This is a genomic window from Pseudooctadecabacter jejudonensis (assembly GCF_900172275.1).
Taxonomy (GTDB): Bacteria; Pseudomonadota; Alphaproteobacteria; order Rhodobacterales; family Rhodobacteraceae; genus Octadecabacter; species Octadecabacter jejudonensis.
In genome coordinates, this window is sequence record NZ_FWFT01000004.1 from 178221 (window position 1) to 196598 (window position 18378).

16 protein-coding genes are annotated in these 18378 nt (G+C 58.9%); 4 read left to right on the forward strand and 12 right to left on the reverse strand.

Translation table 11 applies throughout. The features are described from left to right. Positions 1–2 precede the first annotated feature (2 nt). From atpD to PSJ8397_RS13040, 5 genes are all read right to left on the reverse strand, one after another. Positions 3–1424 (reverse strand): F0F1 ATP synthase subunit beta, encoded by a 1422-nt coding sequence (atpD, locus tag PSJ8397_RS13020; protein ID WP_085865048.1) that lies wholly within the window; start codon positions 1422–1424, stop codon positions 3–5. Positions 1425–1442: 18 nt separating this feature from the next. Further along, complete coding sequence (locus PSJ8397_RS13025; protein ID WP_085865049.1) at positions 1443–2318, reverse strand: F0F1 ATP synthase subunit gamma; 876 nt, start codon at positions 2316–2318, stop codon at positions 1443–1445. An 18-nt stretch (positions 2319–2336) separates the two neighbouring features. Then, positions 2337–3875, reverse strand: coding sequence for a F0F1 ATP synthase subunit alpha (gene atpA / locus PSJ8397_RS13030; RefSeq protein ID WP_085865050.1), 1539 nt, complete (start codon positions 3873–3875; stop codon positions 2337–2339). Further along, a complete protein-coding gene (locus PSJ8397_RS13035; protein ID WP_085865051.1) occupies positions 3875–4435 on the reverse strand; it encodes a F0F1 ATP synthase subunit delta in 561 nt (186 codons plus the stop codon). The genes atpA and PSJ8397_RS13035 overlap by 1 nt, the downstream gene beginning before the upstream one ends. Before the next feature lie 358 nt (positions 4436–4793). Continuing rightward, positions 4794–5540, reverse strand: a complete 747-nt coding sequence (locus PSJ8397_RS13040) for a methyltransferase domain-containing protein (protein ID WP_085865149.1) — start codon at positions 5538–5540, stop codon at positions 4794–4796. 61 nt (positions 5541–5601) lie between these two features. Here PSJ8397_RS13040 and gloB point away from each other — a divergent pair, with 61 nt between their 5' ends. The 3 genes from gloB to PSJ8397_RS13055 all read left to right on the forward strand — a co-directional run bounded on the left by gloB (position 5602) and on the right by PSJ8397_RS13055 (position 9853). Next, a complete protein-coding gene (gene gloB, locus PSJ8397_RS13045) occupies positions 5602–6363 on the forward strand; it encodes a hydroxyacylglutathione hydrolase (RefSeq protein ID WP_085865052.1) in 762 nt (253 codons plus the stop codon). A gap of 212 nt (positions 6364–6575) precedes the next feature. After that, a complete protein-coding gene (clpA, locus tag PSJ8397_RS13050; RefSeq protein ID WP_085865053.1) occupies positions 6576–8897 on the forward strand; it encodes an ATP-dependent Clp protease ATP-binding subunit ClpA in 2322 nt (773 codons plus the stop codon). A gap of 14 nt (positions 8898–8911) precedes the next feature. Further along, entirely contained in the window at positions 8912–9853 is a 942-nt protein-coding gene (locus PSJ8397_RS13055) for a M23 family metallopeptidase (protein ID WP_235000747.1), read from the forward strand. Between the two features lie 125 nt (positions 9854–9978). Here PSJ8397_RS13055 and PSJ8397_RS13060 read toward each other — a convergent pair whose 3' ends face one another. The 3 genes from PSJ8397_RS13060 to PSJ8397_RS13070 form a co-directional block, all read right to left on the reverse strand. Next, the gene (locus PSJ8397_RS13060; RefSeq protein WP_085865054.1) at positions 9979–12042 is read right to left on the reverse strand and encodes a peptidoglycan -binding protein; all 2064 of its coding nucleotides are present in this window, start codon (positions 12040–12042) and stop codon (positions 9979–9981) included. Positions 12043–12045: 3 nt separating this feature from the next. After that, a complete protein-coding gene (locus PSJ8397_RS13065) occupies positions 12046–13227 on the reverse strand; it encodes a biopolymer transporter ExbB (protein WP_085865151.1) in 1182 nt (393 codons plus the stop codon). 69 nt (positions 13228–13296) lie between these two features. Next, positions 13297–13818 (reverse strand): gamma-glutamylcyclotransferase, encoded by a 522-nt coding sequence (locus PSJ8397_RS13070; RefSeq protein WP_085865055.1) that lies wholly within the window; start codon positions 13816–13818, stop codon positions 13297–13299. Positions 13819–13883: 65 nt separating this feature from the next. On the opposite strand from PSJ8397_RS13070, the gene PSJ8397_RS13075 reads away from it, so the two are divergent. Next, positions 13884–14885, forward strand: a complete 1002-nt coding sequence (locus PSJ8397_RS13075; RefSeq protein WP_085865056.1) for a DUF2125 domain-containing protein — start codon at positions 13884–13886, stop codon at positions 14883–14885. A 122-nt stretch (positions 14886–15007) separates the two neighbouring features. Here PSJ8397_RS13075 and PSJ8397_RS13080 read toward each other — a convergent pair whose 3' ends face one another. The 4 genes from PSJ8397_RS13080 to rpsD all read right to left on the reverse strand — a co-directional run bounded on the left by PSJ8397_RS13080 (position 15008) and on the right by rpsD (position 18369). After that, complete coding sequence (locus PSJ8397_RS13080; RefSeq protein ID WP_085865057.1) at positions 15008–15613, reverse strand: extensin-like domain-containing protein; 606 nt, start codon at positions 15611–15613, stop codon at positions 15008–15010. Further along, positions 15610–16539, reverse strand: coding sequence for a prephenate/arogenate dehydrogenase family protein (locus tag PSJ8397_RS13085; RefSeq protein ID WP_085865058.1), 930 nt, complete (start codon positions 16537–16539; stop codon positions 15610–15612). The genes PSJ8397_RS13080 and PSJ8397_RS13085 overlap by 4 nt, the downstream gene beginning before the upstream one ends. Further along, entirely contained in the window at positions 16536–17624 is a 1089-nt protein-coding gene (gene hisC / locus PSJ8397_RS13090) for a histidinol-phosphate transaminase (RefSeq protein ID WP_085865059.1), read from the reverse strand. The genes PSJ8397_RS13085 and hisC overlap by 4 nt, the downstream gene beginning before the upstream one ends. A gap of 124 nt (positions 17625–17748) precedes the next feature. After that, a complete protein-coding gene (rpsD, locus tag PSJ8397_RS13095; protein ID WP_085865060.1) occupies positions 17749–18369 on the reverse strand; it encodes a 30S ribosomal protein S4 in 621 nt (206 codons plus the stop codon). Between the last annotated feature and the right edge of the window lie 9 nt (positions 18370–18378).

Below are 18378 nucleotides of genomic sequence, written 5' to 3' on the forward strand. Positions count from 1 at the left end.
ACTTAGGCTGCGTCGGCAGCCATTTTCTCGGCTTTGGCTTTCACTTCGTCGATGCCGCCAACCATGTAGAAGGCGCCTTCGGGAAGGTGATCGAATTCACCAGCCACAACCGCTTTGAAGGACGAAATCGTGTCTTCCAGTGGAACCTGAACACCGTCAGACCCAGTAAAGACCTTCGCCACGTCGAACGGCTGGCTGAGGAAACGCTCGATCTTACGGGCGCGGGCCACAGTCATTTTGTCTTCTTCAGACAGTTCGTCCATGCCGAGGATGGCGATGATGTCCTGCAAGGATTTGTAACGCTGCAGAATCTGCTGAACGTCAGTTGCGACCTTGTAGTGCTCTTCCCCGATGATCTGGGGATCCAGCAGGCGAGAGGTGGAGCCCAGCGGGTCCACAGCCGGATAGATGCCCTTTTCAGAGATCGAACGGTCCAGAACGGTCGTCGCGTCAAGGTGAGCAAAGGACGTGGCCGGCGCAGGGTCGGTCAAGTCATCCGCAGGCACATACACAGCCTGCACGGAGGTGATCGAGCCACCTTTCGTGGAGGCAATACGTTCCTGCATGGCGCCCATGTCGGTGGCCAGCGTTGGCTGGTAGCCCACAGCAGACGGGATACGACCCAGAAGCGCGGACACCTCGGAACCGGCCTGCGTGAAGCGGAAGATGTTGTCCACGAAGAACAGAACGTCGGACCCGGTGTCGTCACGGAACTGTTCCGCCAGGGACAGACCCGTCAGAGCGATCCGCATACGTGCGCCTGGAGGCTCGTTCATCTGGCCATAGACCAGCGCAATTTTGGAATCTTCGAGGTTATCGGGGACGATAACGCCGGATTCGATCATTTCGTGGTAAAGGTCGTTGCCCTCACGGGTCCGTTCACCCACACCGGCGAACACGGACACACCAGAGTGCACCTTCGCGATGTTGTTGATCAATTCCATGATCAGAACGGTCTTGCCCACGCCGGCACCGCCGAACAGGCCAATTTTACCACCCTTGGTATAGGGGGCCAGCAGGTCGATGACCTTGATGCCTGTCACGAGGATCTCGGACTCGGTGGCCTGATCTTCGAACTTGGGCGCTTCGCCGTGGATGGAGCGGCGCGCGTCTGTTTTCACAGGGCCCTGTTCGTCCACAGGCTCACCCGTCACGTTCATGATCCGGCCGAGGGTCGCGTTGCCCACCGGAATGGAGATCGGCCCGCCGGTGTCTGTCACGGACTGACCGCGCACGAGGCCCTCTGTTGCGTCCATAGCGATGGCACGCACGGTGTTTTCACCAAGGTGCTGGGCCACTTCGAGCACCAGCTCTTTGCCATTGTTGTCTGTGGTCAGTGCGTTGAGGATGGCCGGAAGCTCATCGCCGAACTGCACGTCCACAACGGCGCCGATCACCTGGGTGATTTTGCCATTATTTGCCATTATCGTTTCTCCGGTTTCTTACAGCGCTTCCGCGCCGGAAATGATTTCAATCAGCTCGTTGGTGATCACAGCCTGACGCGAGCGGTTATATTCGATGGTCAGTTTGTCGATCATCTCACCTGCGTTGCGGGTCGCGTTGTCCATGGCGGACATCCGCGCGCCCTGCTCCGAGGCGCCGTTTTCAAGCAAGGCCGAGAAGATCGCCGTTGCGACGCCGCGCGGCAGCAGATCGGCCAAGATGGCCTCTTCGCTGGGCTCGTAGTCGTAAAGCGCGCCGTCCTCAACCTCTGTGCCTTCGGGCACTTCGAACGGGATGACCTGCTGAGCGGTGGGGATCTGTGTCACGACGTTCTGGAACTTCGCGTAAAAGATCGTGGCCACATCAAATTCACCGGCGTCAAAACGGTTCAGCACATCGCGAGCGATATCCTGTGCCGTGTCGTAGCCGACGTTTTTGACTTCGGTCAGGTCCACATGGCCGACAAAGCTGTCTGCCAAATCGCGTTTGATCGCGTCACGGCCTTTCTTGCCGACCGTGATGACCTTGACTGTTTTACCAGCCGCCTTCAGCTCAGCCGCATGGGCACGGGCCAATTTGGCGATGTTGCCGTTAAAGCCGCCGCACAGGCCACGTTCTGCTGTCATCACCACCAACAGGTGCGTCTGATCAGCGCCCGTGCCGGACAGAAGCTTAGGCGCGCCCTCGCTGTCACCAGCCGCCGCTGCAAGGCCCGCCATCACCGCGTTGAAACGCTCAGTATAGGGGCGGGACATTTCAGCCGCGTCCTGGGCCCGCCGCAGTTTTGCGGCGGCCACCATCTGCATGGCCTTTGTGATCTTGCGGGTCGATTTGACCGACTCGATCCGATTTTTAAGGTCTTTAAGGTTAGGCATAGCCTAAATTCCTTTCCCTTAGGCGTAATCAGCGGCGAATGCGTCGAGCGCTGCTTTCAGCTTGTCCGCGGCGTCGCCCTTGATTTTGGGATCTTCGTTCGTGATCCAATCGAGGTCATCAGCGTGGTTGCTGTGCATATGCTTGAGCAGTGCCTCTTCCCATGCGCCCACTTCGGACACGTCGACCTTGTCGAGGTAGCCGTTGGTGCCTGCGAAGATGATCACAACGATTTCGGCGTTGGTCAGTGGCGAATACTGCTTTTGCTTCATCAGCTCTGTCAGACGTGCACCACGGTTCAGCAGCTGCTGGGTGGCGGCGTCAAGATCGGAGCCGAACTGCGCAAAGGCAGCCATTTCGCGGTACTGGGCCAGCGACAGTTTAACTGGGCCCGCAACCGAAGACATCGCCTTCGTCTGGGCGGAGGAGCCAACGCGGGACACGGACAGACCAGTGTTCACCGCAGGACGGATGCCCTGATAAAACAGCTCGGTTTCCAGGAAGATCTGACCGTCGGTGATCGAAATCACGTTTGTCGGAATAAACGCAGACACGTCACCACCTTGGGTTTCGATGACAGGCAGGGCTGTCAAGGAACCGGCGCCGTTGTCTTCGTTCAGCTTCGCAGAGCGTTCCAGCAGACGTGAGTGGAGGTAGAACACGTCACCAGGATAGGCTTCGCGGCCTGGTGGGCGACGCAGCAACAGCGACATCTGGCGATAGGCTACAGCCTGCTTGGACAAGTCATCATAGATGATCAGCGCGTGACGGCCGTTGTCGCGGAAGTGTTCCGCCATGGCTGTCGCAGCATAAGGGGCAAGGAACTGCAGCGGGGCCGGATCGGATGCCGTCGCAGCCACAACGATGGAATATTCCATCGCGCCGTTTTCTTCGAGCTTTTTGACAAGCTGGGCCACTGTGGACCGCTTTTGACCCACAGCCACGTACACGCAGTAGAGCTTCTTGCTCTCGTCGTCGCCCGCAGCTTCGTTGTAGGACTTCTGGTTCAGCATCGTGTCGAGGGCGATGGCTGTTTTACCTGTCTGACGGTCGCCAATGATCAGCTCTCGCTGGCCGCGGCCAACAGGGATCATCGCGTCCACAGATTTCAGGCCGGTTGCCATAGGCTCGTGCACAGATTTACGTGGGATAATGCCCGGCGCTTTCACGTCGGCCACGCCGCGCTTTTTCGCCTTGATCGGGCCTTTGCCGTCCAGCGGGTTGCCCAGACCGTCAACAACGCGGCCCAGCAGTTCGTCACCGATTGGCACGTCCACAATGGCGTTGGTCCGCTTGACGGTGTCGCCTTCTTTAATGTCTTGGTCGGACCCGAAGATCACAACGCCGACGTTGTCGGCTTCGAGGTTCAGGGCCATACCCTGAATGCCACCGGGGAATTCGACCATCTCACCGGCCTGGATGTTGTCCAGACCGAAGACGCGCGCAATACCGTCACCGACGGAAAGAACGCGGCCAACCTCGGCCACTTCGGCGTCCTGGCCGAAGTTCTTGATCTGGTCCTTGAGGATCGCGGAAATTTCCGCAGCTTGGATCGCCATTATCGGGCCTCTTTCATGGTATTCTGGAGGGCGGCAAGCTTCGCTTTGACCGACGTGTCGATCATCTTGGAGCCTACCTTAACGACAAGACCGCCGATGAGGGATTCATCAACGGTCGCATTGATATTCACAGCAGAGCCGATGGACGCCTTGAGCGTCTTGGCCAGCTTGTCTGTCTGCGCTTTGGTCAGGGCCTTGGCAGACACCACGTCAGCGGTGACTTCGCCCTTTTCGCGCGCCAGCATGTCACGCAGGGATGCGATCATCTGGGGCACCACGAACAGTCGACGCTTGGACGCCATCAGCGCCAGCGTGTTGGTCATGGTTTTGGACAGTTTCATTTTCTTTGCAATGGCGGCAATCGCGGCACCCTGTTCATCACGGCTGTACAGCGGGGACGAGATCAAGGTGCGCAGGTCGTCGCTGCTGTCCAGCGCGGCCGACACGGCATTGATATCTGTTTCAAGACCTTTGAGGCCTTTTGCGTCTTTCGAGATGTCGAAGACGGCTGTGGCATAGCGATCAGCGATGCCGGAGGAGATCGAAGCTGGTTCGGACACGTCCACCCTTCCGATGTCTTGGCCCGTCAGTCAGCCTGCGAAAACAGGGGTCTGACGGGGCGTTTTGGTCCCCCTGCAACAGCAGAGGCGGTAAAATCAGGGCGGATGTAGCAGAGGGTGTGCGGTGTAGCAACCGCCCATGTCACCAAATTATGAACGTATCGAAGGCCTTGATCGGTTGGTGTTTTTCGCCGCCGTTGCTGGGGGTGCGACGGTTTGAGGCACCTTCTTTGGCACACGGGTCGCACAAATGCGGTCACGCTAGGTCAAATTTGATTCTGATTTGCGACATCGGATCGGACGCCCGCGCCATCTTTGGCAGGCCCAGCGCCGGTTTACACGGGCACCGCGCGGCCCCCTAAACGGGCTTCACCACCGGACCGCCCATGCCTTCCAGAACGCGAAGGGGCTTTTTGACGGCTTCTGTCAGGCCCGGTCGTTTGGGTTGCGGCACTTGCTTTGTCACCTCAACCATCAAGACGCCCCCTGCGGTGAAAAGCGGCAAATGCCGCCCCGACCGTTCCATCGCACCTGCCATTTTGCGCCAAATGCGCCGGGATGAGGGGGGCTGGTACAGGGTCGACAACGTGTGCGTCGGGATAAGGCCCGTGTCTCGCAACTGCTGTTCCAGCTGGCCCAATGAATACGGACGGCCAAACCCGAACGGCGTCCGGTCCGACCGCGACCAAAGCCCCGCACGATTGGGCACGATGAACACCGCCCTGCCCTGCGGCGCAAGAACCCGCCAGCATTCATCAAGCAACGCCAAGGGATGCTCTGACGTTTCTAGCCCGTGCATCAAAACCAGTTTGTCCACCACCCCGGACGCCACGGGCCATAAGGTGTCCTCACACAGCACACTCACGTTTGGCGCATCCGCAGGCCACGGCATCACCCCTTGTGGCCCCGGCATCAGGCCAATGACCCGCCGCGCGTCCGTCAGAAACGGACGCAGCAAGGGCACGGCAAACCCATAGCCCACAACCGTCTCTCGCGTTGCTTTCGGCCAAAGTTGCACCAGTTCGTCCCGCACAACCTTTTGTGCCGCACGCCCCAACGGACTGCGGTAATAGAATTCGCGAAGATCATGCACGTCCAGATGCATTGCCGATCCCTGGCATTTGGTCAAAACTGATCCCACCATAGCAAGACCGGACCCAAGCGCCATGCCTCTCACACTTTTGACAATCCCTTGCCTCGAGGACAATTACGCCTTTCTGCTGCACAACCCAGACACAGGTGAGACGTTGCTTGTCGACGCGCCCGAGCCCGCGCCCATTCAAGCCACCCTTGATGTGCAAGGCTGGACGTTGACCGATATTTTGCTGACCCATCATCACTGGGATCATGTGGATGGTCTGGACCCCTTGCGCGCTGACACCCGCGTTATTGGTGCCAGTGCCGACGCCCACCGCCTGCCGCCGCTGGATCTGGCGGTGGCCGAGGGCGACCGCCTGACCATCTGTGGGGAAGAGGCCGAGGTCTTTGATGTGTCCGGCCATACCGTGGGCCACATCGCCGTTTACTTTCCCAAATCCGGCATCGTGTTCACCGCCGACAGTTTGATGGCCCTTGGATGTGGCCGACTGTTCGAAGGGACGCCCGCACAAATGTGGGACAGCCTGCAGAAACTGCGCGCGCTTCCGGACGACACCCGTGTGTGTTCGGGCCACGAATACACCCAGACCAACGCCCGCTTTGCGCTGACCATTGAACCGAACAATCCAGACCTTATATCGCGGTCAGACGCAGTGGCCGCCGCCCGATCAAAGGGGGAGGCCACAGTTCCTTCAACGTTAGCTTTAGAAAAACAAACAAACCCATTTCTGCGGGCCGATGTGCCCGCGTTGAAAAAAGCCGTCGGCATGCCCGACGCCCCCCCGGCTGAGGTCTTTGCCCATGTTCGCAAAAAACGTGACGCTTTCTAAGATGCTGAAAAACTCGGCAACCCCCTGAAAAGATGCAGGTTTGGGCCACAGCATCACCCAATGTAACAGACATGTGGCAATTTTTTCCTTGAAGCTGCGGAAAATAAGCCAAAACTTAACCTTAAGAGGCCACGGTAATGTCGGGCCGACGGTCCACCCTGTTTTCGGGCCAAAGATCCCCGGCAAGACCCCGATCAAGAGGAGCACGCAAGGTGCCATCATTCTCGACCACGCTTGAGCAGTCCATTCACTCCGCCTTGGCGATTGCGAACGCGCGCAAACATGAACTGGCCACATTGGAGCATCTGTTGTTGGCCCTGCTGGACGAACCGGACGCCGCCCGCGTGATGCAAGCCTGTTCAGTCAATCTCGATGATCTGCGCAAAACGCTTGAGGACTTTATCGACGACGACCTGTCCACCCTCGTGACCGAGGTTGAGGGATCCGAGGCCGTGCCAACGGCCGCATTCCAGCGCGTCATCCAGCGCGCCGCGATCCATGTGCAGTCGTCAGGCCGGACGGAAGTGACCGGTGCGAATGTGCTGGTCGCCATCTTTGCAGAACGCGAAAGCAACGCGGCCTATTTCCTGCAAGATCAGGATATGACCCGTTACGATGCTGTGAATTTCATCGCCCACGGTGTCGCCAAAGACCCCGCTTTCGGGGAAAGCCGCCCCGTCTCGGGCGCCCCGTCCATCGAAGATGAGGCTGAGGCAACCGCGGAAGGTAGCAAAGAAGAATCCGCGTTGGCAAAATACTGCGTGGACCTGAACGAGAAAGCCAAGAAGGGCGATGTCGACCCGCTGATCGGGCGCAGCCATGAGGTTGAACGCTGCGTGCAGGTGCTGTGCCGCCGCCGCAAAAACAACCCGCTGTTGGTCGGCGACCCAGGCGTCGGTAAAACCGCCATCGCTGAGGGCCTGGCCAAGAAAGTTGTTGAAGGCGAAGTGCCTGAGGTTTTGGGCGAAACCACCATCTATTCTCTGGACATGGGCGCATTGCTCGCCGGGACGCGTTATCGCGGAGATTTCGAAGAACGGTTGAAGGCCGTAATGACCGAAATGGAAGAGCACGACGATGCAGTCCTGTTCATCGACGAAATCCACACCGTGATTGGTGCAGGTGCGACCTCTGGTGGCGCGATGGATGCCTCCAACCTGCTCAAGCCCGCGCTTCAGGGCGGCAAATTGCGCTGCATGGGGTCCACCACCTACAAGGAATTCCGCCAACATTTTGAGAAAGACCGCGCGCTGAGCCGTCGTTTCCAGAAGATCGACGTCACCGAACCTTCGGTCGAGGACAGCATCAAGATCCTCAAAGGCCTCAAGCCATATTTTGAAGATCACCATCAGATCAAATACACGGCCGATGCGATCAAAACGGCTGTTGAATTGGCCGCGCGCTACATCAACGACCGCAAGCTGCCCGACAAAGCCATCGACGTGATCGACGAGGCAGGTGCGGCACAACATCTGGTCACCGAAAGCAAACGCCGCAAAACCATCGGCGCCAAAGAGATCGAGGCTGTCGTGGCCAAGATCGCGCGCATTCCACCAAAGAACGTCAGCAAAGACGATGCAGAGGTGCTGAAAGACCTCGAGGCATCGCTGAAACGCGTCGTGTTTGGCCAGGATCAAGCCATCGAAGCCTTGTCCTCCGCCATCAAACTGGCCCGCGCAGGCCTGCGTGAACCTGAAAAGCCCATCGGCAACTATCTGTTCGCCGGCCCGACCGGTGTGGGCAAAACGGAAGTGGCAAAACAACTGGCCGACACGTTGGGTGTTGAATTGCTGCGCTTTGATATGTCCGAATATATGGAGAAACACGCGGTCTCTCGCCTGATCGGTGCGCCTCCGGGATATGTGGGGTTTGATCAGGGCGGCATGTTGACCGACGGTGTCGACCAAAACCCGCACTGCGTTCTGCTGCTGGATGAAATGGAAAAGGCCCACCCTGACGTCTACAACATCCTGTTGCAGGTCATGGACGCCGGTAAGCTGACGGATCACAATGGCCGGACCACGGATTTCCGGAATGTGATCATTATCATGACCTCCAACGCGGGCGCGTCCGAAATGGCAAAATCCGCCATCGGCTTTGGCCGGGATCGCCGCACGGGTGAGGATACGGCGGCGATTGAGAAAACATTCACGCCGGAATTCCGCAACCGTTTGGATGCTGTCGTCAGCTTCGCTCCATTGGGTCAGGACGTCATCTTGCAGGTGGTCGAAAAGTTCGTGCTGCAACTCGAAGCGCAACTGATGGACCGTAACGTGTCAATCGAACTCACAAAGCCCGCCGCCGAGTGGCTGGCTGAAAAGGGGTATGATGATCGCATGGGTGCCCGCCCCTTGGGTCGCGTGATCCAAGAGCATATCAAAAAGCCGCTGGCCGAAGAATTGCTGTTCGGCCAGCTGGCAAAAGGTGGTCTCGTGAAAGTCGGCGTGAAGAAGGGCGAACTTGATCTGCAGATCGAACCGCCGGAGAATGCCCGCATCTCAAACGACAAACCCCCACTGCTCGCTGCAGATTGAGACGGCTCGCTCCAGTGATCATCTCCTGCGCCATGCCCGCCATGGCGCAGGACTTTTTGTTGGATGTACCGGTCGACTGCACCTTGGGCACCACATGCTACATCCAAAATTACGTCGATCAGGACTCCGGGCCAGGTGCCATCAATTTCATGTGCGGCGGGCTGACCTATGACGGGCATCAAGGCACCGATTTCGCAGTCCCCACCCTTCGGGATATGAACGAGGGCATCAACGTTCTCGCTGCAGCCGCAGGCACCGTCACAGGGGTCCGCGACGGAATGGATGATGTCCTTTACACAGAAGAAAATGCCGCAAACCTACGGGGCCGCGATTGCGGAAATGGCGTGGTGTTGCGCCATGATAACGGATGGGAAACCCAATATTGCCACTTGGCGCTGGGCTCCGTCACCGTGACCACCGGTGATTTCGTGGCGTCGGGCACACCTTTAGGCCAAATCGGCTTATCCGGCCGCACCCAATTCCCTCACGTCCATCTAACAGTGCGACAAAACGGTGTGGTCGTTGATCCGTTCGACCCCAATGAAGACGCCAGCTGCACCGCCCCAAATGTCGCGACCCTGTGGGCAGATCCTCTTGCGTCGCCGCAAGGCGGGATGCTGGCGTCAGGGTTCAGCACTGGCATCCCGGAGTACAGTGACGTCAAAGCAGGCACCGCGTCCGCTGAGGTCTTGTCCCCAACAGCCCCCATCGTCGTTTGGGGCTATGCCTTCGGCGCCCGCCCCGATGATGTGATGTCCATCGAAATCAATGGCCCTCTCGGGCCCATTTTCTATACCGAGAACACGCTGGACCGCGAACAAGCCCTGGTCTTTCGCGCAGGCGGACGAAACCCACCAGAGGACGGATGGCCATCCGGATTGTATGTCGGGCATGTCGCCCACCTCCGCGGGGGCATCGAACTCGGTCGGCAAAGCGTCGAGATCACTCTACCCTGATCCGGCTTTCTTTGGGTCATAAATACCTTTATCCAACCCTCTCCACGACACCAAACCTTCCCGCAGGCAGGCTCACAGCCGCCACATGCGCCAAAAATAACGGGCGGCGTAGCCGCACAATTTGGTCACCGCTCCGTCAATTTCAACTCGATACGCCGGTTCTGCGCGCGCGCCTCATCGGTATTTGCAGAATTGAGGGGCTGATACTGGCCAAACCCATTCGCCGCCAGACGCTCCGGCGGAATGCCAAGGAAATTCACCATATACAACACCACCGACAACGCCCGCGCCTGGCTCAACTCCCAATTGTTGGCAAACTCTCCAAGGCCCGAAAGCGGCACGTTGTCCGTATGGCCATCGACCCGAATGACCCAATCAATACCGTCGGGGATTTCGCCCGCAACCTGACGCAGGATGGCCGCCACTTTTGCAATTTCACGCTCGCCTTCGGGGGACAGCTCCGCCGCGCCCTGTTCGAACAGAACTTCTGACGAAAACACAAACCGGTCGCCTTCGATCCGCACGCCGTCGACCCCTTCCAACACATCGCGCAAAGCGCCTAGGAAATCTGATCTAAAGCGCTCCAACTCTTCTGCCTCGGCGGCCAGTCGCTCAAGCTCTGCTTGCTCAAGGGCATTGTTGCGTTGCTCGGCCAACAAGGCGCGGGCCATGGCCGTGTTCAAATCCTGGCTCAGGCTTTCGATCCGCACGTTCGCTGCTGCATCCGCATCGTTTGCCAGATCAAGAAGCCCTTGCAGCTGGCCCAGTTCCGCCCGAAGCGTCGCAACCTGTTCATTCAGCGCAATCACCTGCCGCTGGCTTTCGGCGGACAAGGCCTCTTCCTGCGCAAGGGCGGCGTTGGCTTCAGCCAGCAGCGCCGAGCGCCGTTCACTTTCGTCCTGCGCCTCCGTGCTCTGGCTTTGCGCCGCTGCCAAGGCCGCGACGGCATCGGCCAATTCATCTGCCAGAACGGCCCTCGCCCCAGCTGTTTCAGCAAGCGTCGCATTCAGGGCATCCCGCTCTGCCTCAACGTCGGACAAAGTACCTGCGATATCTTGTTGCGCAATCAAGGCCGCAGACAGCCGCGCCTGCAGATCCTCAACCGCGCCCGTCGTTTCAGTTTGCGCCAGAAGGGCCGCGGTCAACTGCGTTTGCAAATCATCTGCGGTGGCTTCGCTCGCGTCCAGCGATGCAAGGGCCTCGGCCATTTGATCGCGCAGCTCTTGCGTTGTGCTTTGGGTTTGGGTCTGTGCCAAAAGGGCAGCCGCAAGCTGCGCTTCAAGATCGGCGCGCTCCGTCCCCAGTAGCGCCATCGCCTCTTCGGCGCGTTGCTGCGCCAAAAGAGCAACCGTAAGATTTTCATCCAGATCGGCCTGCGCCGCGCGGGCGGCGGCCAGCAACGTCAACGTGTCTTCGGCCTGTTGGCGCTGCTCTTCAAGGGCGAGGGTCATGGCCGTCAATTCCGCATCGGCATCCGCTAAACGGTCCCGCAACGCTTGGGCGGCGGCCGCATCGGCCAGACGCGCGGCCTCCAGCTCAGAGATTTGCGCATCGGCCTGCGCCCCTTGATCTTCGAGGTCCGCAACAAGCGCCTCCAACGCCTCACGGCGTGCCGCTGCCAGCCGCGCGGCCTCTGCACTGGCATCAATTTCTGTTCGAGCTTGCGCAAGGGCCAGGTTCAACGCCTCTTGTTCGCTCAGCAATTCAGCCTCGCGCCCTTCAAGATCCGCAATTTGGGCTTCTGCGGTCCGACGTTCAGCGAGCAACCCCGCCACCTGCGCCTCAAATCCGGTGATACGGCTTTGTGCGTCGGACAGATCGGCTGTCAACCCATCGCGTTCCTGTGTCAGTTGCAAAATCAACGTGTTCTGCTGCTGGGCCAAGGCCTCACTTTCGGACAGATCATCTTGCAACGCCGTCAATTCCGTCGACAGATTGCCCACTTGCGCGCCCAGCGTTGCGGACCGGTCTTGTTCCAGACCCAATGCATTTGTGAGGGCCGCCACCTCTGCCGATAGTTCTGAGAGTCGCGTTTCCTGACCGGTGATCGTTTCACGCAGAACGAACTGAAGCACCATAAAGATGGTCAGAACAAACATCAAAACCAGCAACAAGCCGGTCATCGCATCCACGAACCCCGGCCAAATAGACGCCTGAAACCGCGCGCCGGTTCTGCGGCTCAGCGCCATGGCTTAACCGTCGTCCTGTTGGTTGGACCGTCGCGCAATGCGGTTGCCTTGACGGGCGGCTTTGGTCAACTCCGCCAAATCAGCGCGCAGCACCTCTGCCATTTCCTGACGACCTGCGGCCATTTCCTCAAGCACCCGCAACAGTCCCACATCAATAGACCGCAGCCGCATCCGGCTTTCGGCATCAATGCCTTCCATGCCGGTGTCTTTCAGCGCGGTGATCAACCCCTCTTGCGCATCAGCGACACGGGACAGTTGGGCGGCTGCATCCGATTGACCGGTGCTTGACGCGATTTGTTCCACAGCATGGGTCAAGGCCGCAATCTTGTCGTTTGTATCGGTCCGTGCGGCCTCAGATGCGGCGAACATGCCCTGCATCTGTTCCATCTGCTCGACCATATGGTCGACCACACCTGCCATGGCGACCTGATCGCCCGTGGCCTCGTCCCCTGCGGCCAGCCCGACGCGGGTGATCGTCGACAGCCATTCCTCAAGCTCACGGTAAAACCGGTTCTGGCCGTGGCCTGTAAAAATCTCCAACAGGCCAACAACCAACGACCCCGCCAACCCCAATAAGGACGACGCAAAGGCCACGCCCATCCCGCCCAGCTGGCTTTCCAAACCCGATTGCAACCGCGAAAAGACCTCTGCCCCGCTCTCACCTTCCTGGGGCGACAAGGACCGGATCGTTTCAACCAAAGCCGGCACCGTGGTGGCAAGCCCATAAAACGTCCCCAAAAGACCAAGGAAGATCAGTGTGTTGACAATATATCGCGTGATCTCGCGGCTTTCATCAATCCGTTGTGAAACGGAATCGAGGATTGAACGTGATGAGGTCGACGACAGCTGCATCCGCGCGCCCCGCGACCGCAACAGCGTGGCCAAGGGTGCCAGCATCCCAGGCGCTTTGGTGATTTGGCTGCCTTGGCGTTCGCCCGCGAACCCTTCGATCCACGCGACCGATTTCATCAATTGCCACACCTGCCCAAAGCACGACAAAACACCGATCACAAAGACCAGAAAGATAAAGCCGTTCAAATACGGATTGGCCAGAAACACGGGTCCGACCTGCGGCAATGCAAAAAAGACACCAGCCCCCACCAATCCCAAAGCAACCAGCATCGAAATGATCTGGGTGAAGGGTTGTGAAAACTGCGGCTCGGCCTTGGGGTCCCCTGTTGCCATGGGATCAGGCACCTCTTTGTTGTTTGTTACGCGCAACATAATGGTTAAGCGGCCATTCCCCAAACAAATTTATGTCAAAGCCCGCACACGGGCGACCAGCCAGTCCATATCGGGATCATCAATGCCCATCTTGGTCAGATGCGCGGCGGTATTATACAGATATTCAGGGTTCGGGCCGCGCCCGCCAACAGACCGCGCAATCATCTGCGCCTGCGTTTCCAAATCGAACTGGCAATACTGCGCGTGATCGCGGTTGATCACATAAGCCAGCGCCGTGACGACGCGCCCGTCTTCCAGAGACAGCGGCACGTGGGCTTCAAGATAGGCGGACGAAATCAATTCCCGCGCGCGCAAATCTGCCAGCACGCGTTCTTCCTCGGCCTCAGCCACGCGGAACGCAACGCCCACACAGTCCGCCTCCGCCTGATCAAGCGCCAGAACCAACCCCGGCTTGTCCTCTGTTCCGCGATGGTGGACCGACAACATGCAAAAACTGCGGTGATATCCCGACAAGGTCGCCGTGACGGCCTCCGCCGCGTCAAAGCCCGGATTCCACAAAAGTGATCCGTATCCAAACACCCACATTGTCATCGGTTATGGTCCTTTCGATTGCCCTCCTCTAAACACCAATCAAACACGCTTCGAAAGGGCCAAAAATGCGCAAAACCCTCGCCCTCATTGCATTCGCGGTGATCGCGGCCGCCCTTTACGGCGGATATTGGTTCGTGGGCCGCGCGCAGGTCGAAACCCACCTGACGGAAGCCCTGGATCAGGCAAACGAGGGCCCCTACGATGTCAGCTACACCAGTCTGAACACGCGCGGCTTTCCCTCTCGGTTCGACACCACGGTGGTTGATTTCAAATTTGCGGACCCCGCCACGGGCACAACATGGTCGGCGCCAGTCTTTCAGCTTCTGGCGCTGGCCTACCGCCCGAACGAAGTCATTGCGGTCTTTCCGCCCGAGCAGACCATCGGCTTTGCGGGGCAAGACTATCAGGTGATGACAAATGATATGCGCGCTTCGGGTCGCGTGCGCCCGTCCACCGCGCTGGAGTTTCAGAACGCCACTGTCACCCTCGACAACCCCCGTATTAGGTCAGAAGACGGCGCCGAACTCGCCATGGCACAGGCCATCGCAGCGATGCGGCTGTCGCCCGACACGACACAAACCTACGATGTCTTCGCGGAAATGCGGTCCATCGTGCTCCCAGAAAACACCCGCAGGTTTCTGGACCCACAGGGCACCCTGCCACAACTAATCCAAAACCTGCGGATCGACAGCGACGTCACCCTGTCCCAGCCCCTGCAACTCAACGCAAACGAGGACACCCCGCCGCAGATTGACGCCATCACCCTGACCGAGCTTTCTCTCAATTGGGGGGACATCGCCCTGACCGCAATTGGCGAAGCCGCCCCAAATCAAAACGGCGCATTGGACGGGTCCGTCACCGTTACGACCCGAAATTGGGAAACCGTGATCACCCTGGGCGTCGCCAACGGCATGATCGACGCGGATCGCCGCTTCCTCGTGACCGAGATCGTGCGCAATCTCGACGAAACACCCCATATCGACGACACACTCACTTTGACCTTGCGCGTGACCGACGGCCAAATGTCGATCGGCAATTTCCCGATTGGGCCGATGATCTCGCGCTAGTCCCGCTTCTTTGGGTCAAAAATACCTAAATCCACCGTCACCGTTAAATATTCCGCTGGCGAAAAGGGGCTCACCGTCCCGAAGCCCCCCATAATCACGCGCGGCGCAGCCGCACAATAAGGTCACCGACAAAAACTGCCGGATCGGTAATCGGCGACGTCGAAGTGAAAATGATCGCGATGAAACCGGTCGCTTTCAGGGCCAAGAACCGTGCCAAACGGCCCGCAAGCGGCGCGCCACATGGCCCTCAACTGGGTGGCGTAACGCCCATCCCAGTCCGTCAGCAAGGTCATCTCGGTGCCGTCCTCCAAACCGATCCCCGCAATATCAATCGCGCGACCAAAACTGTGTTCAGACAAACGGCCACCGGGTTGGTTGTTGCGCGTGCGGCAGGAATAATGGGCGACGACGCGCAAGGATTGAACGCCCCCGCCCGTGTCCCCGACCGCTGGCCGCACCCCATCGTTGACCCATGTTTTCAAAGCGCGCGCCGTATCGCAATTGATCCGCGCAGGTGTCGACAGGGAAACCCCATCCACTTCACGCAACAAAATGGCATTCTCAATGCCGCACGCACCGGGGCCGTCAACCGTACCGATCACGTCGCCGCGCAAGCTCACATCGCCGCAAACACTGCCTTCCACAGGCAAAGCAGGCTCATCGCCGCGCCCCAGACCACAGCCCGCCAACGCAAACGCCGCAGCCAACAATCCCGCGCGTGCAATCATTCCGCGCGTCCCGTGCTGTGTGCGCCGCGGCCGAAGTTTGGCGCATCCGTATCCTGACCCGCCTCAATAATGCCGCGCCGGATCGCGCGGGTGCGGGTGAAGTAATCGTGTAGATGGTCCCCATCGCCCTGCCGGATTGCCCTTTGCAGGGCAAACAATTCTTCTGTAAACCGGCCAAGAATTTCCAATGTCGCGTCCTTATTGCTCAAAAACACATCCCGCCACATGGTCGGGTCAGAGGCCGCAATCCGCGTAAAATCCCGAAACCCTGTGGCCGAGAACTGGATCACCTCGTTTTCAGTCACCCGTTGCAAATCATCCGCAACACCAACCATCGTATAAGCAATCAGATGCGGCGCATGGGATGTCACGGCCAGAACCAAATCATGTCGGTCCGCGTCCATTTCGTCCACCTTGGACCCCAACCCCTTCCAGAACCGACGCAGTTTCGCCACCTCTGTCGCATCCGCGCGCGCAGGCGTCAGCAAGCACCACCGGTTGTGAAAAAGCTCCGCAAAGCCGGAGGCAGGCCCGGATTGTTCTGTCCCTGCCAAGGGATGCGCAGGAACAAAATGCACGCTCTCCGGCAAATGCGGTTCAACCGCTTCGATCACCGCACGTTTGACAGATCCGACGTCACTGATCGTCGCGCCAGGTTTCAGGTGGGGTGCAATATCGCGGGCAACAGCGCCCATTGCGCCCACGGGCACGCACAGCACGACCAGATCAGCCCCCTCAACAGCGTCAGCCGCACTGTCACACACGCGATCACACAGGCCAATCTCACGCGCCGTTTCGCGGGTCTCGGCGCTTCGGGCATAACCCGTTACCTCGTCTGCCAAACCGCTAGCTTTCATCCCCCAAAACATGGAAGACGCAATATGGCCCAGCCCGATCAGGGCCACACGTTGGTAAATCACGCTCACGTCTTGGCCCCTTTTTTGAACTGGCCGATGGCATGGACGACACGACGGCACGACGCCTCATCTCCCACGGTAATCCGGATGCAGTTTGGCAGGCCGTAGTTGCCGACATACCGCAGCAAAATCCCCTGTGAGGTCAGATAGTCGTTGCAGGCCTTCGCCTCCTCTTCAGACGCAAACCGCGCCAAAATGAAATTGGCCTCAGACGTGTCAGACGGGATGCCGATCTCGGACAAGGCATGGGCCAGCCACTCGCGCTGCTTGGCATTCTCGATCCGGCATTTTTCCGTATGCGCCACATCGCGCATCGCAGCCTCAGCAGCTGCCAGAGCGGGCGCAGACAAATTGAACGGCCCCCGCAAACGCATCAGCACGTCAATCACCTGTTGCGGGCCGTAAGCCCACCCGATGCGCGCGCCCCCCAACCCGTATATCTTTGAAAACGTCCGCGTCATGATCACGTTGTCGCGCGCATCAATCAACGACGCCCCCGCATCATACCCCTCCACGAACTCTGCATAGGCCCCGTCGAGCACCAGAAGGGCGCCCTTCGGCAACCCATCGGCAAGCCGCGTCAAATCCGCCTCACCCAACATTGTCCCGGTAGGGTTGGCCGGATTGGCAATATACACAATCTTGGTCTTTTTCGTGCAGGCCGACAGCAATGCATCCACATCAACCACACGGTCCCGTTCCGCCACGATAACAGGCTCGGCCCCATTGGCATTTGCATAGATCGGATACATGGCAAATCCGTGCTCCGTGAACAGCACCTCATCGCCTTTGCCAGCATAGGCTTGCGCGATCATCATCAACAATTCGCCTGACCCGTTGCCGCAAATGATCCGCGCAGGATCCAGCGACCAGACGTCCCCGATGGCGTCCCGCAAACTGCCGTGATCCGTCGAAGGATACCGATGCATGGACAAGGAGGCGCGCACCAGCGCCTCCTTGGCGTCCTCGGACGCCCCCCAAGGGTTTTCGTTCGACGACAGTTTCAGGACATTCTCCATCCCATCCACCGACGATTTCCCCCCCACATAGAGGGCAATATCCATAATCCCAGGTTGCGGCTTGATCGTGTTCATCTTGGTCTGTCCCCCCCGTGCACTGCACTTCTAATCGGCCCCGCGCGGCAAGGCCAGCTACATACGAAAAAGCCGCACCCACGACCCGTGGATGCGGCTGAAATGCCTGTCGCGATGAACCGGTTTAGTTCTGTGCGTAATATTCGATCACAAGGTTCGGTTCCATCATCACCGGATAGGGCACATCGCCCAGACCAGGTGTACGCACAAAGGTCGCTGTCATTTTGGAATGATCAGCCTCGATGTAATCGGGCACATCCCGCTCTGGCAGGCCAACGGCCTCCAACACGGCGACATTCTGCTTGGAGCGATCACGGATCTCGATCACGTCACCCTCTTTCACGCGGTAAGACGGGATGTTGACCTTCTTGCCGTTCACACGCACGTGGCCGTGGTTCACGAACTGACGCGCCGCAAAGACAGTCGGGACGAACTTGGCACGGTAAACCACAGCATCCAGACGACGCTCCAGCAGACCAATCAGGTTCTCACCGGTGTCGCCTTTGACACGTTCGGCTTCCTTATAAATGCGGCGGAATTGTTTTTCCGTCAGATCGCCGTAGTAGCCTTTCAGCTTCTGCTTGGCGCGCAGCTGAATACCGAAATCGGACAGTTTGCCCTTGCGGCGCTGACCGTGCTGGCCGGGGCCGTATTCACGACGGTTGACTGGCGATTTGGGGCGGCCCCAAATGTTTTCGCCCATACGGCGATCGATCTTGTACTTGGCAGCAGTTCTCTTTGTCATCTGCTGATC